We start from the raw sequence: 14,187 nt of genomic DNA, 5'->3' as shown, positions 1-14,187 counted from the left end.
CATCAATAGCGCTTTGTACGCTTAATAATAACAAAAGTTGGAGGAACACTGACCCAACATGTATACCGGCGATGCGACCCACGCCGCTGGGTGTTACAATCTTCTGCAGTTATTGCCCAGCACTGGCCATTTCGCCAGCACTACCCCGTACTGCTATAGGCTTCACAGGAACTGTCATGACCGAGACTTCCACTTCTCCGGCTACTCCTTCACTCAGCTATAAAGATGCAGGTGTCGATATTGATGCCGGAAATGCCCTAGTTGACCGCATTAAACACGTTGCCAAACGTACCACACGCCCCGAAGTAATGGGCGGGTTAGGCGGCTTTGGCGCACTATGCGAGCTGCCAGCAGGTTACAAGCAGCCTGTACTGGTGTCTGGCACCGATGGCGTAGGCACCAAGCTACGTCTCGCCATGGACCTTGGCAAACATGACACTATCGGCATCGACCTGGTAGCCATGTGCGTTAACGATTTGATTGTTGCAGGTGCTGAGCCGCTGTTATTCCTTGACTACTATGCCACGGGCAAGCTGGATGTGGATATCGCGGCAGATGTTGTCACGGGTATTGGTGCGGGGTGTGAACTGGCAGGCTGCGCTCTGGTGGGTGGTGAAACCGCCGAAATGCCGGGCATGTACGAAGGCAGCGACTATGATCTAGCCGGTTTTTGCGTTGGTGTGGTGGAAAAATCCGAAATTCTTGATGGCAGTAAAGTGGCAGAAGGCGATGTTCTTCTTGGGCTTGCCTCCTCAGGCCCTCACTCCAATGGCTACTCCCTGATTCGTAAGATCCTTGACGTCAGCAATGCCTCTCTCGACACCCAGGTAGATAATGCCCCACTGGGTGATGCATTACTGGCGCCGACTCGTATCTACGTCAAATCATTACTTTCACTAATGCGCGGCACCTCTATTCCGGTTCATGCGCTTTCCCATATTACCGGCGGCGGCCTGCTGGAAAACATTCCGCGCGTACTGCCTGATACGCTAGCAGCACATATTGATATTAATACGTGGCAGCGCCCCGCAGTTTTCGATTGGCTTCAGGCCCAAGGCAATGTTAACGAAGTCGAAATGCACCGCGTGCTTAACTGCGGCATCGGTATGGTACTGGTGATTCCTGCGGCTGAAGCTGACCAGGCCATGGCTCATCTTCAAGCTCAAGGTGAAACGGTTTATCGTATCGGGCATATTACCCAACGTCAGGAAGAGGCGGTGGTGCTGGAGAACCTGTCAGCATGAGTGGTACCGAATATCCCAGCGACACGATGACCGACATGACACCAGAACCTACCGGGCCACGGCGGGTCGTTGTGCTGATTTCAGGCAGTGGCAGTAATCTTCAAGCGTTGATTGATGCGCAGTCGCATGACCGTTTAGGCGGCGAGATTGTGGCGGTGATCTCCAACGTGGCTGACGCTTATGGTTTGAAGCGCGCCCACGAGGCCGGCATCGAGGCCGTCGCCCTGCCTCATCGTGAATATGACAACCGCGAGGCTTACGACGGCGCACTGATTAAGGTGATTGAGCGTCATGAACCCGACGTGATTGTGCTGGCTGGCTTTATGCGTATTTTAACGCCGCGCTTTGTACAACGCTTTTTGGGCCGGATGCTGAATATTCACCCCTCACTACTGCCCGAGTACCAAGGGTTAAATACCCATGCACGGGCGTTGGCCGACAAAGTAACCAGTCATGGTTGCAGCGTGCATTTTGTTACCGAAGAGCTGGATGGCGGCCCCGTAGTTCTGCAAGCAGAATTAGCGGTCACTCCTGAGGATAACGCAGAGACACTTAAAGAGAAGGTCCACGCCCGCGAGCACCTGATTTACCCAATCGCCGTACAGTGGTTTTTAGAGGGGCGGCTACAGTACAGCGCGGAAGGCGCTAAAATGGACGGCCATCTTCTGCCTGAACATGGTATGCGTCTTTCTCATGCCGATGCCGCTGAAGAGCTTGATGAAGAGTTGGATGAAGACAGCGACGTGTAGTTGACCGACCTGTCGGCTACTGTTCGCAGAAACGCGCACAGTAAATAGAAAGCAAGGCCTTACGGGAAACCGTAAGGCCTTACTTTTAGGGCTACTTAACAGGCGTATCGATTACGTGCGCGGCAACGTAACACCACGCTGCCCCATGTATTTCCCGCCTCGGTCTTTATACGACGTTTCGCACTCCTCGTCGGACTCTAAAAACAGCATTTGCGCCACACCTTCGTGAGCATAAATCTTGGCGGGCAAATTGGTCGTGTTAGAGAACTCAAGCGTTACGTGCCCTTCCCATTCCGGCTCAAGCGGCGTGACGTTCACGATAATACCGCAACGCGCATAGGTTGATTTACCCAGGCAAATAGTCAGCACGCTGCGCGGAATACGAAAATACTCAACCGTTCTAGCTAACGCAAACGAGTTAGGCGGAATAATGCAAACATCACCTTTTACGTCCACAAAGCTTTTTTCGTCAAACGCTTTAGGATCAACGATGGCCGAGTGAATGTTGGTAAACACCTTAAATTCATCGGCACAGCGGACATCGTAGCCATAGCTGGATGTGCCGTAAGAGATCACTCGCTGATCATTAACATAGCGAACCTGCTCTGCTTCAAACGGTTCAATCATGGCATCACTTTGTGCCATGCGACGAATCCACTTATCTGATTTGATACTCATGTGTTACTTCATCACTCGCTAAAAGAAATAGTGGGCCCATCGCTTTCGCTGCCATTTACTGACTGGGCAACTTGCCTGGCAATCTCTGCAAACGCTTGGCTTACCGAGCTATCAGGCTCTGAGATAACGCTTGGAGTACCCGAGTCTGCTAGCTCTCGAATGGACAACGTCAATGGCAGCCGTCCCAGCACGGTTGTCTGGTACTCTTCGGCAATGCTATCCCCTCCTCCTGTACCAAAAATTGCGGCCTCATGACCACAGTTTTCACAGTGGTAAAGGCTCATGTTTTCAACCACACCAAGCACCGGAACATTCACCTTGCGGAACATTTCGATACCTTTACGCGCATCCAACAGCGCGATATCTTGCGGGGTGGTCACAATAACCGCTCCCGTTACTGGCACTTTTTGCGCCAGTGTCAGCTGTATATCGCCGGTGCCTGGGGGCATGTCAATCAGTAGGAAATCAAGATTATCCCACTGTGTTTGTGTGAGCATTTGCTGAAAAGCCCCCACCACCATTGGCCCCCGCCAGACCATCGCTTCACGCGTATTGACCAAAAAGGCCATCGACATGGCTTGAAGGCCATGGGCATTCAACGGTAAAAACTGGTTGTTGTCAGTCGCCTCGGGGCGGACACCCTCCTTCACACCAAGCATTTGCGCCTGGCTTGGACCATAAATATCCGCATCCAGTACGCCCACACGATAACCCTGAGCAGACAGTGCCAGCGCCAGGTTAACGGTGACGGTCGATTTACCAACCCCACCTTTTCCCGAGGCCACTGCGACAATATGTTTAACGCCGTCCATTAGTCGCGCTCCTATAATCCAGGCAAAAACTATTCACGTTGTGCCAAATGATACTCTGTGACCACGTATTCATAAACCAACAAACAAAAACGGATGCTGGGGCTACCAGCATCCGCCTGTCAATTCGTCTGGTTGATTCAGACGAATACGCTTAATTATTGCTTTGCTGTTGGCTCTGTGATTGGTTGTTATCGTTTTCGTTGGCAGGTGCCTGATCCGTTGCGCCACCCTCGGATGAGGCGTCATTTGCTGCATCATCGACGCTACCTAAACGCTGATCAAGGGAAGAAAGCTCATCTCGCCAACTACTTAGCTGAGACTCCAGTTGAGATAAGGTTTCTTCACGCGCTTCAATATCGCTATTAATGTTAGCAACTTCATTACGACCAAGATCAAGCGCAACCATCAAGTCTTCCATTTCGCCACGCACCTGCTCCAGGCTCTGCGACTCCTCTTCACGAAGCTCAACCAATGAATCGACTTCGTTTTGAAGCTCATCACGCTCAGAGGTGAGGGAGTCACGGGTATTTTCCAACTCATCCAGTTCACTTTGTGCCGAAGCCACCTGCTCCTCAAGGCCAGAGAGCGCTTCATTCGCTTGACGGCTCTGCTCTTCAAGTTCAGCAAAATCATCTTCAGCGCTACTTAGTGCTTCAACCGCTTGCTGACGCTGCTCTTCAGCCTGTTGGCGTGCGGTTTCAGCCTCTTGCCGCGCTTCATCAGCGCTCTGCTGGGCTTCTTCTATCTGCTGAAGTGTCGCTTCAGCATTATCACGGGTCGTTGTGATTTCATCGCGCTCATCGCGTAGTGACTGCATATCACCCTGGGCGTTTTCCAGCTCCTGGTTTAAAGCATCCACTTCATTTTGAAGTTCATCTCGTTGAGTTTCTAATGCTTCAAGGCGCGTCTGAATAGTAGCCACGTCATTCTGTGCGCTTTCCAACGCAGAACTGGCTTCATTGCGCTGCTCTTCAAGCTGTGCCACCTCTTCCTGCATGTCCGCTAAATTGGTTTCTGCCTGATCTATTTCCTGGATACGACGGCTATAACGACGATTGTCCTGTTCAGCACTTGCAAGCTGCCCTTCAAGCACTTCAACACGCTCTTTATGAGTCCCTGCGTTGGACTGCGCCATGATCGCCCAAATAACGGCAATGGCGGCGATACCCGCGATAGCCCTGACTCGGTTATCTTTAAATAGTGTTTTGGCATCCAGCCTGCTCGCAGGCGTCTGATGATCCGAATGGTTTTCTTCTGACATTCTGCGTCCCTCTCTCTCTACCAGGCTACCGATATCAGCAGCGTTAAAGATGCGTTTAGCGCATATCGTCCATTACAAGCATACACAGCAAATGGCATCTAGCCAGTCCACTAGCAGATTCAATGCATTAGGCTCTGTCTGAAAAGTGTCTGCGCTCGACAATACGGCGTTAAAAATTGGCTCAAAATACTCATTTACACATGTAAACTCCGTTTTTTCGCCAATTTTTGCCTTGTCTTGTCTTCGCTCGTCGACTTTTCAGACAGACCCTAGCCAAGCCCACCTTCTACTGTAGATCATTATGAGCGGGAGCTTCGCTTGGATGCGCATTTTTGAACCACGCAAGCTTTGTATGCAGTGAAACCACACCACCAATAATTAAAAGCGCCGGTGATTGAATACCACCTGTCGTCAAGGCCTCAGGCAGCGAGGCCAATGTTCCCGTATGGATTTGCTGTTCAGCCATCGTCCCTTGCTCAATCAACGCCAGAGGCGTATCACGCGACATCCCATACGCCACCAACTTTTGGCTAATCACACCAACGCTGTTTAGCCCCATATAGAAAACCAGTGTTTGGTTTGGCTTTGCTAACGCTTCCCACTCCACTGCCTGCTCATCATCCGCCCAATGCCCCGTCACAAAATGGACAGCCTGTGCATGATCACGATGGGTAAGCGGAATGCCAGCATAAGCGGAGCATCCTGAGGCGGCGGTGATACCGGGAATAACCTCCACCGCTACCCCATGAGTGATTAGCGCCTCCAACTCTTCACCGCCGCGACCAAAGATGAACGGGTCACCGCCTTTAAGCCTTACGACGCTTTTGCCCTCAATGGCCCAGTCGACCAAGCGTTGATTAATCTCCTGTTGAGGAACGCTATGCTGCGACCGGACCTTTCCAACATAGAAGCGCTGCGTATTGCTCGGCAGTAGCGCCAAAATAGCGCTACTAACCAAGCGGTCGTAAAGCACGACATCTGCTTGCTGGAGGCGCTTGTAGGCTTTTAAGGTTAATAACTCTGCATCGCCAGGACCTGCGCCCACCAGGCTAACAAAACCACTCATTCGACCTCCTGACAAAATTCATACCTATATTGTTGCTTACGCGTAATCATGCCAATGATAATTGGCCGTGTTTGCGTTTGTCTGCTTTCATGACCAGTGTTATGCCGATTTTATGAGGGAATGTATATGCTCAGGCTTGCACAAACTATCTGTGAGCCCTGCTCGAAAGATACCCCGCCGCTAGATAAAAGCGAGTGTCAGGCTTATCTTGAGCAATTACCGGAGTGGCGGATTGTCGAGCACGATGGCATCATAAAGCTGTCACGAAGCTTTTCGTTTTATGACTTTGCCAAGGCGCTGACATTTACCCAGCGTGTTGGCGAAATAGCAGAGCAGGCCGGACACCACCCCATGTTAATCACCGAATGGGGTAAAACCACCGTAATGTGGTGGACACATCGTATTAATGGCCTGCATCTTAATGATTTCATTCTTGCCGCCAGAACCGACGAGGTAGCTGAGTAAATGTTTGAGCATATTGAGCGAGTCCCTGGAGATGCCATTCTCGGGCTGATCGAAGCTTTCAAAAAAGATACCAATCCGCAAAAGGTTGATTTGGGCGTAGGGGTTTACCGCGATTCAAAGGGTACTACACCGGTAATGCGCGCAGTCAAAGAAGCTGAAGCTCGCCTGCTCAAGAATGAAGCCACCAAAACCTATATCGGTTCGCACGGGGCGCCCGCCTACAGCAATGTCGTATTGCCCATGGTGCTGGGTAGCGACTCCCCCGTACTGGAAGCCAAACGCGCCAGCGCTACTCAATCCCCCGGCGGTACCGGTGCGTTACGCTTAGCGGCTGACTTTATTGCGACTCAGCTACCCCATAAAGGTATTTGGGTAAGCGACCCGACGTGGCCCAATCACCACGGTATTTTTACGTCTGCGGGCATAGCGCTGCATAAATATCCGTATGTAGATGCTGATAACCGCCTCGATTTTTCAGGCATGCTGGCCGCGCTGAAAAAAATTCCTGAAGGCGACGTCGTGGTGCTGCATGCGTGCTGCCATAACCCGACCGGTTTTGATCTATCCCAAGAGCAGTGGCAGGAAGTGCTGGTCGTTCTACGTGAACGTAAGCTCCTACCGCTCGTTGACTTCGCCTACCAAGGGTTTGGTGAAGGGCTTGATGAAGATGCCTACGGCGTACGCCTACTAGCCGAACAGCTGGACGAAGTGATTATCACCAGCTCCTGCTCGAAGAATTTCGGTATCTACTGCGAGCGCACTGGCTGCCTTATCATGGTCGCTAAAGACGCGGAGCAGATGGAGAATGTGCGTTCTCAGGTGGCCATTGTGGCTCGGGAAAACTACTCCAACCCGCCTGCTCACGGCGGCGCCATCGTAAGCGAAATTTTAAACGATGCCGAACTGACCACCATGTGGCGTGAAGAACTCACCGAAATGCGTGACCGTATTAATACGCTGCGCCGTGATTTTGTGGAAGCCCTGAAACCCTACGGCCTGGATCAGAAATATGCTTGTGTTGCTGAACAGCGCGGCATGTTCTCCTACACCGGGCTAACGCCTGACCAGGTAGATCGCTTACGCGATGAGTTTGGCATTTACATGGTCCGCTCTGGACGCGCCAACGTTGCGGGCTTCTCTCATGAAAATCTCCCTTACCTTGCCAAAGCAATTGCAGCGGTTAACGACTAACCGCATTGCCTAACGCTTTACTCAGCGCCCAGGCTTTGCCTGGGCGTTTTTGTATCTTGGGAATGGTTGTATTGTTGTGTACAATTGCGCGCTTGCCGCCAGAGCCAAGGCCGCCCGTGCGGCGTCCTGTTCAGCGCCAACCTGACCGATCAGTCAACCCCACCTGGGTCTATCTGCCTAACGGTTTGCACTGTTAAACTCTTTTATTAACGAGGCTTTCCATGGCGGCAGCCAGCACACACTACCCTTGGTATAAAAAAGAAGACACCGATGCCTTCTTTGCTCTCTTCCAAAATAATATCGCCAACTTTATCGTTATCGCGATTACCATGCTGGGCATGGGCTTCCCTGCCTCGATCGTCTATGGTCAGGTGCTGCCAGGAGCGGCCGTTGCCGTTATGGTCGGCAATTTCTATTACGCCTGGAGCGCTGCACGCTTAGCCAGGAAAGAGAACCGTACCGACGTTACCGCCCTTTCATACGGCATTTCTACTCCGGTTATGTTTGTATTTTTATTTGGCGTACTGTTACCCGCCAAGCAACTGACCGGTGATACCGAGTTGGCCTGGAAGGTTGCGGTGGCTGCCTGCTTTATTAGTGGCGCTATTGAAGCGGCGATTAGCCTGATTGGCCGATGGGTGCAGTATCATCTGCCACGGGCTGCCATGCTGGGGGCTGTCGCGGGGGTAGCACTCACGTTTATTGCCGGTGAGATGCTGTTTAAAACACTGGAAGTACCGATTATTGGCCTTCTCGTGCTGGCTATTATTATCGTTGGCCTGGTAGCCCGGGTCAGCATGCCCTTTAAGCTACCTACCTCGCTGTTCGCGATTATTGTCGGCACGGCGATGGCTTACTTGATTGGCGATGCCGGCAGTGAGCGCTTCAGCGATGCATTTACGCACCTGGGCTTTTACCCGCTGCTTCCCAATTTGGCCTGGTTTGAAGGTTTAGGCTTACTATTCACCGGTATGCTCGCTGTTCTAACCGTTGTTCTTCCTATTACGCTTTATAACGCCATTGAGACCATGAACAATGTTGAAGCGATGGAGGCAGCTGGCGACAAATACGACGTCCGCGAATGTCAGGCGGTTGACGGCGTAGGTACCATGATCGGCGCACTGTTTGGCGGCGTTTTTCCTACTACCGTGTATATCGCCACGGTAGGCGCAAAGTGGATGGGCGCCGGGCGCGGTTACAGCTTATTGAACGGTGCTGTTTATGCGCTGGCCACCATGACAGGATTAATTGCCGCCCTGGCAGCCATTATTCCCGTCTCCGTGGTAGCGCCCATATTAGTCTTTGTGGGCATGTCGATGATTGCCACGGCATTCCAGGCCAACGATACGCGCTATTATCCCGCCGTCGCACTCGCCATGCTGCCCTACTTTGCTAACTATATAATGACGCGCTTTAGCCGTGGCGCAGGCGAAGTGGTGAGCGATATTTCCAGTGCCATTGTGGTAATGGGCCAAGGCGCCATGTTTATGGCTATTTTGTTGGGCGCCATGACGGTGTCGGTGATTGATCATCAGTTTCGGCGCGCTGCCGTATTTGCCTTGATTGCAGCAGGCTTTTCATTTGTCGGTTTAATGCACGCGCCTCAACTTGCATTGAACGCCGCGCCACAATTTGTGCTCGGCTACTTGGCAATGGCGCTGCTATTTGCCTATTTCTCATTCCAGCAAGCGCCACACAAGCGTTAATTGACTATGTGTTAATTACCCCATTTATTAATTACTTTAGGCGTTGTATCCCGCCTGCCGTTGCGGGCGGGATAATATACGTACCAATACGACCCACGCAGTTAAACCCGATAACAAATTTCCTATCGCTGCCCCTGCCGCCAAGCCCCACCAGCCAAAGAGCAGAGAGCCTACCCACAGGCAAGGCAAGTAGCAGACAAAGAGGCGCGCACTGGAAAGCAGCATGGCGCGCAGCGGCCAGCCCAACGCATTTCCCGCCGATACCACCAACATACATACCCCTAGCGCAGCATAACTTGGCAGCAAGAAGCGAATCAGTAGTGTCAGCTCGCTTTGCACATTAGGCGTTCCCGCCAGAACCATCGCGAGCCAAGGCGCACCCAAGGCAAGTATCACGCCAAGACCCAGCTGCCATATAACAGCCACTTTAAGCGCCAAGCGTATTAACTGCTGAATTTGCCCCCAATCCCCAGCCCCATAACAGCGTCCCAACCAAGGCGGAAGTGACATGGTCATCGCCAGTATGACCATCAGCGAAAGCGTTTCCAGGCGGCTTGCCAGCCCCCACGCTGCTACTTGGGTATCGCCAAGCCCAGCGACAACGGCAATGGTTAACATGCTGGCAAGAGGTGGCATCAATTGGCTCACCATCGCGGGAGCGGCAATGCCTACATAAGGGCGCCAGGAGTGTTTGGCCTCATCCAAGAGTCCAACGTTAGACACCCATTGCTTACGTATCAGCGCCTGGCACGTAATCACTAACCCCAAAGCGAATGCGATACACGTTGCCCAGGCAGCCCCTGGCAACCCCAAGCCCTCCCAGGAGCCAACACCAAAGATCAGCAGTGGATCGAGCACCAGGTTGGCTACACTACTAAGCACCATCATTTTACCCGGTAGCTTGGTATTGCCGTGGGCACGAAATACGCTATAGATAAAATAAAGCACCGCACCCAGCCATGCTGAAAAAAGTTGCGGCCCCCAATAAATACGGATGTAAGAAAGTGCCGTGTTATCTGCGCCTAACAGACGAAAAACAGGCTCATGGAAAAGCCATAAGCCTATACCCAGCACACCAATCACGGCCCCCCCAGCAAGCAGTACCAGGCTGGTTAAGCGCTTTGCTCTCGCATGCTCATCAGCTCCCAAGGCCCGCGAAATAAGCGCTGCAATGGCAATGCCCATACCCACTTGGATCCCAATAATTAAGAAAGAGAGTGGGAAGGTGAACGATTGCGCTGCCAAAGGAGCAGTGCCAAGGCGAGCGACAAAAGCACTATCAACAAGTTGAAAACCCAATAACGCCAGTACCCCGATGGCCATCGGCCAGGTTTGGCGCCATAGAGTTATTGCCAACTTGCGCTGACTCAATATAGTGCTCAAACCGGTAACTCCTTAATTTGCAATGTTTATAACCAAAAGCGCCACCGCCCCTTGGGGCGGTGGCGCTTTTTAACACGGATAACTTACTGACGGATACCTTCAAACGTCACATAAAGCTCTAGCTCGTGCATGGGCTCGGGGAAGTCGCTCATATCGATGCCAAAATCGCCCAAGTTAAGCATTGTGCTGCCTTCAAAACCGGCACGGTAATTACCCCATGGGTCCTCACCTTGACCGATTAACGTCACGGGCATTTCAATTTCTTGCGTCTCGCCGTGTAACGTTAAATCACCCGTCACAACACCTTCGTTGTCGCCTGTTGATTCAAAGCCGGTCGAGACAAATGAAGCGGTTGGATATTCGCTTGCATTCAGGAAATCACTGCTCAGAATGTGACGGTCACGCTCAGCGTGGTTAGAGTTCAAGCTATTCACCTGAACCTCGAACTCAACAGCAGAAGCGTCTACATCATCTTCATCGTAAGAGAGCTGGCCATCAAATTCTTCAAAACTACCCAGAATATAAGACATGCCAAGATGGTTAATTTTAAACTGTACGAAAGCGTGCTGGCCTTCGGTGTCAACGTTATAATCAGCTGCCTGAGCCTGGCTTAATGGCACTAATGCAGCCGCGGCAATAGCAGATGCAACGACACTTTTCTTCAACATCATGGTTATCTCCTCTCTTTCCTTAATAGACACAGAGAATTTTTATTTACTCCATGCTCGAAAACGCGATTCCAGTCAGTATTTACGAGCTTGCTCACCAAGCTCGACGCACGTTTTAACCAGTACTTTTTAATTAGCACTTATGTATTAGCATTTATTGCTTATAAATGCTCAGATCGGCGCACCGGATTAACCATACGCACCAGTGTAGCGTGTCGATCAATCCAGTGATGTTTAAATGCAGCTAACGCATGTCCTGCAGCCAAAACTACCAATGCTAATGCGCTGTACCAATGAATATCACCAGCGATGCTGGCTTGATTAGGAAGGCCATGCAGTAATGCAGGCACATCAAACCAACCGAAAACGCTAATACCCCGGCCATTAGCCGTAGAAATCATATAGCCGCTAAGCATGACAAGAAGCAAAACGATGTAGAGCGCGATATGGCCCAGATGGGCTGCCAGGACTTCGAAGCGGCTGCCTTCACCTTCCGGCGTCGGCTGCAGTAAGCGCCACGCTATGCGTGCAACCGTGGCTATCAACAGTAGCATGCCAATCGAGCGATGCACCCATGGCCCCTGATTGTACCAGCTATCGTAGTAGCCAAGCCCCGTCATCCACCAGCCCAATATAAACAGGCCAATAATTGCTATGGCGCTAAGCCAATGAAACAGAATACTCACGAGACCCCAAGTGTGCTGCGTGTTCCGCCACATTATTTTCTTCCTCGTTACTACCAAACAAACGCTATGCTGACTCGCCTTTCTGTCAAGCATGCCCAAGTGTTGGCATTTCGCTCTTGGCTATCGCAGGCCTGCTCTTATGAAGTCAAGACAGTGCGAAAGCGCCCGTTAATCTCAGCGGAGCCCCCATCAAAGCACTCAGCTGAATACTATCATCAAATATCAAAACGACCTGCGGTTTCTCAAGCCGCCGAAAAAGCGGCTCTTTCTCGGCTACCGCTATGAATATCAGGAGCATACTGGCTGGCGCTTTAAAAGACTGCTGAAAAAAGCAGAATACAGCATTCGTAAAAACCATTGATTAACATGCTAACAGCTTTCATGGACCGCACAATCAGCAACCAGTAAGCGGTTCCTACTGATAGGTATGGAGAATTTAAAAAACAGAGGCAAGGAGCATTGAAAAAAACAAGAAAAAAACACTCCCGGTAATGTTATTGAAATTAATTCAATTTTTTAGAATGTTTCGCGTACTTTTAATCAATTTTATTATCTAGTTTGCAGGCTTACAATATCGTCATGTTCTCGAGTGACTTGGCAAAAAGCACACCATGCATGGGAGAACAACCACACACTAATGAGGTTTATATCATGAAAAAATTTACTACTGTCGCCGCTATTGCCGTCGCTTTATCTGCCACTACCTTTTCAGCAGCTGCACTGGCTGAGCGTGGTTCAGAGAAACTGAACACCGTGATGATTCCAACATCGACTGCCCATTACAGCCAGGAAGACCTCACTATGTCCCCATCGGACTTACCTGCGATCAATGGCGGCCAGGCTCAAAACAAGGTACTTGATGCCTCTTTCGACGAAAGCCAGCAAACAGTAGCAGACCGGACAATTAAAGGTAATGACCTGCACAGCCTTAACTCGTAAGGCAGGCAATACTGACAGCTTCTAGAAAGCAGATCTGTCGCAAAAAACCCCACGCACGTGGGGTTTTTTATGCCAATAAAGCAAGCCTAACGATAAAACAGAGCTTATATTGTCAGCCTTGTTCCGCTGCTAGCGCATCGAGGCCACGCGCTAAATCACGCTGAATGTCCTGCTGGCTTTCCAGTCCCACCGCCACACGAATCAACCCAGGAACAATGCTCGCTGCCTCTTTTTGCGCATCGGATAAGCGTCCATGCGTGGTCGTCGCGGGATGAGTGATCGTCGTTTTTACATCCCCCAGGTTACCGGTGATGGATAATAGACGAGTCGCATCAATCACCTGCCAAGCGCCCTCCTGCCCATTAACAACCTCAAACCCAAGCACAGCGCCAAAGCCCTTCTGTTGCTGCTTGGCAAGCATATGCTGCGGATGCGCTTCCAAACCGCTGTAATGCACGTTGCTTACTGCAGGATGTTGTTCCAGCCAGCGCGCCAGCGTGAGCGCATTTTCACAATGAGCTTTCATTCGTAGTGAGAGTGTTTCTAGCCCTTTGGTAAATATCCAGGCATTAAAGGGACTGAGACAAGGGCCGCAGGTACGAACCACACCGAAGACTTCTTCCAGTGCATCATGCTTACCCACGACAGCACCACCGATGGCCCGCCCTTGACCGTCCAGGTACTTGGTCGCGGAGTGGATGACGAGGTCGGCACCCAACGCAAGAGGCTGCTGCAGCGCAGGTGTCAAAAAGCAGTTATCAATGGCCAAAAGGGCATTATTACGTTTTGCTATGGCAGCAAGCGCCGGGATATCGGCAATCTCGGAAAGCGGGTTTGAGGGCGTTTCTGCAAACAGGAGCCGCGTTTTGGGCGTAATAGCCGCTTCCCACGCTTCTACATTAGAGAGTTCAACGTAGCGGGTGGTGATGCCAAACTTGCCGAGGTATTTATCGAACAGGCTGACGGTCGAGCCAAAGAGCGAACGCGATGCCACGATTTCATCGCCGGCAGACAATAACGCAAGCGCCGTCGATAAAATGGCCGACATACCCGAGCTCGTTGCCACACAGCGTTCCCCACCTTCAAGTGCTGCCAAGCGGCGCTCGAAAGTATGTACAGTGGGGTTCGTAAAACGCGAATAAACGTTACCAGGCTCTTGCCCACCAAACTTACGCGCTGCTTCCGCAGCGCTTTCATAGACAAAGCTAGAGGTCGGAAAAATAGGCTCCGCATGCTCTTGCTCGAAGGTGCGATGATGGCCTGCACGGATCGCCAGCGTCTCTAACGACCACTCATCCTGTTGGCTGTCATTGTGCATGGACGTACCCCTTATTTTCAG

14 protein-coding genes are annotated in these 14,187 nt (G+C 51.4%); 6 read left to right on the top strand and 8 right to left on the bottom strand.

Annotation, left to right across the window (positions count from 1 at the left end):
* Positions 1-176 precede the first annotated feature (176 nt).
* Both purM and purN read left to right on the top strand, forming a co-directional pair.
* Positions 177-1,244 carry a phosphoribosylformylglycinamidine cyclo-ligase gene (gene purM / locus FKN99_RS13780; protein ID WP_172118422.1) on the top strand — a complete coding sequence of 356 codons (1,068 nt, stop codon included), beginning with the start codon at positions 177-179 and terminating at the stop codon, positions 1,242-1,244.
* Positions 1,241-1,993: a phosphoribosylglycinamide formyltransferase gene (gene purN, locus FKN99_RS13775; protein ID WP_172118421.1), complete on the top strand. Its 753-nt coding sequence runs from the start codon at positions 1,241-1,243 to the stop codon at positions 1,991-1,993. Before purM ends, purN begins: the two co-directional genes overlap by 4 nt.
* Before the next feature lie 111 nt (positions 1,994-2,104).
* Here the strand turns inward: purN and dcd are convergent, their stop codons facing one another.
* The 4 genes from dcd to cobA all read right to left on the bottom strand — a co-directional run bounded on the left by dcd (position 2,105) and on the right by cobA (position 5,810).
* The gene (gene dcd, locus FKN99_RS13770; RefSeq protein WP_172118420.1) at positions 2,105-2,671 is read right to left on the bottom strand and encodes a dCTP deaminase; all 567 of its coding nucleotides are present in this window, start codon (positions 2,669-2,671) and stop codon (positions 2,105-2,107) included.
* 11 nt (positions 2,672-2,682) lie between these two features.
* On the bottom strand, positions 2,683-3,483 hold the full coding sequence (gene apbC / locus FKN99_RS13765) for an iron-sulfur cluster carrier protein ApbC (RefSeq protein ID WP_172118419.1): 801 nt from the start codon (positions 3,481-3,483) through the stop codon (positions 2,683-2,685).
* Between the two features lie 151 nt (positions 3,484-3,634).
* Positions 3,635-4,744, bottom strand: a complete 1,110-nt coding sequence (locus FKN99_RS13760; protein WP_172118418.1) for a coiled-coil domain-containing protein — start codon at positions 4,742-4,744, stop codon at positions 3,635-3,637.
* A gap of 286 nt (positions 4,745-5,030) precedes the next feature.
* Positions 5,031-5,810 (bottom strand): uroporphyrinogen-III C-methyltransferase, encoded by a 780-nt coding sequence (gene cobA, locus FKN99_RS13755; protein ID WP_172118417.1) that lies wholly within the window; start codon positions 5,808-5,810, stop codon positions 5,031-5,033.
* 126 nt (positions 5,811-5,936) lie between these two features.
* Here cobA and FKN99_RS13750 point away from each other — a divergent pair, with 126 nt between their 5' ends.
* The 3 genes from FKN99_RS13750 (at position 5,937) to FKN99_RS13740 (ending at position 9,172) form a co-directional block, all read left to right on the top strand.
* Positions 5,937-6,275 carry a 4a-hydroxytetrahydrobiopterin dehydratase gene (locus tag FKN99_RS13750; protein ID WP_172118416.1) on the top strand — a complete coding sequence of 113 codons (339 nt, stop codon included), beginning with the start codon at positions 5,937-5,939 and terminating at the stop codon, positions 6,273-6,275.
* Positions 6,276-7,466 carry an amino acid aminotransferase gene (locus tag FKN99_RS13745; RefSeq protein WP_172118415.1) on the top strand — a complete coding sequence of 397 codons (1,191 nt, stop codon included), beginning with the start codon at positions 6,276-6,278 and terminating at the stop codon, positions 7,464-7,466.
* 221 nt (positions 7,467-7,687) lie between these two features.
* A complete protein-coding gene (locus tag FKN99_RS13740; RefSeq protein ID WP_172118414.1) occupies positions 7,688-9,172 on the top strand; it encodes an NCS2 family permease in 1,485 nt (494 codons plus the stop codon).
* A 36-nt stretch (positions 9,173-9,208) separates the two neighbouring features.
* Here the strand turns inward: FKN99_RS13740 and FKN99_RS13735 are convergent, their stop codons facing one another.
* The 3 genes from FKN99_RS13735 to FKN99_RS13725 form a co-directional block, all read right to left on the bottom strand.
* On the bottom strand, positions 9,209-10,495 hold the full coding sequence (locus tag FKN99_RS13735; RefSeq protein WP_406565433.1) for an MATE family efflux transporter: 1,287 nt from the start codon (positions 10,493-10,495) through the stop codon (positions 9,209-9,211).
* 143 nt (positions 10,496-10,638) lie between these two features.
* A complete protein-coding gene (locus FKN99_RS13730; protein ID WP_172118475.1) occupies positions 10,639-11,223 on the bottom strand; it encodes a YceI family protein in 585 nt (194 codons plus the stop codon).
* A gap of 161 nt (positions 11,224-11,384) precedes the next feature.
* Positions 11,385-11,942: a cytochrome b gene (locus tag FKN99_RS13725; protein ID WP_172118412.1), complete on the bottom strand. Its 558-nt coding sequence runs from the start codon at positions 11,940-11,942 to the stop codon at positions 11,385-11,387.
* A gap of 618 nt (positions 11,943-12,560) precedes the next feature.
* Here FKN99_RS13725 and FKN99_RS13720 point away from each other — a divergent pair.
* Complete coding sequence (locus tag FKN99_RS13720) at positions 12,561-12,848, top strand: hypothetical protein (RefSeq protein ID WP_172118411.1); 288 nt, start codon at positions 12,561-12,563, stop codon at positions 12,846-12,848.
* A gap of 112 nt (positions 12,849-12,960) precedes the next feature.
* Here FKN99_RS13720 and FKN99_RS13715 read toward each other — a convergent pair whose 3' ends face one another.
* On the bottom strand, positions 12,961-14,166 hold the full coding sequence (locus tag FKN99_RS13715) for an O-succinylhomoserine sulfhydrylase (protein ID WP_172118410.1): 1,206 nt from the start codon (positions 14,164-14,166) through the stop codon (positions 12,961-12,963).
* Positions 14,167-14,187: the final 21 nt, after the last annotated feature.

This window comes from Halomonas hibernica (genome assembly GCF_013183775.1).
Taxonomy (GTDB): Bacteria; Pseudomonadota; Gammaproteobacteria; order Pseudomonadales; family Halomonadaceae; genus Vreelandella; species Vreelandella citrativorans.
Note: the sequence above shows the minus strand (reverse complement) of the source record. Positions and strands in the feature narration are given on the sequence as shown.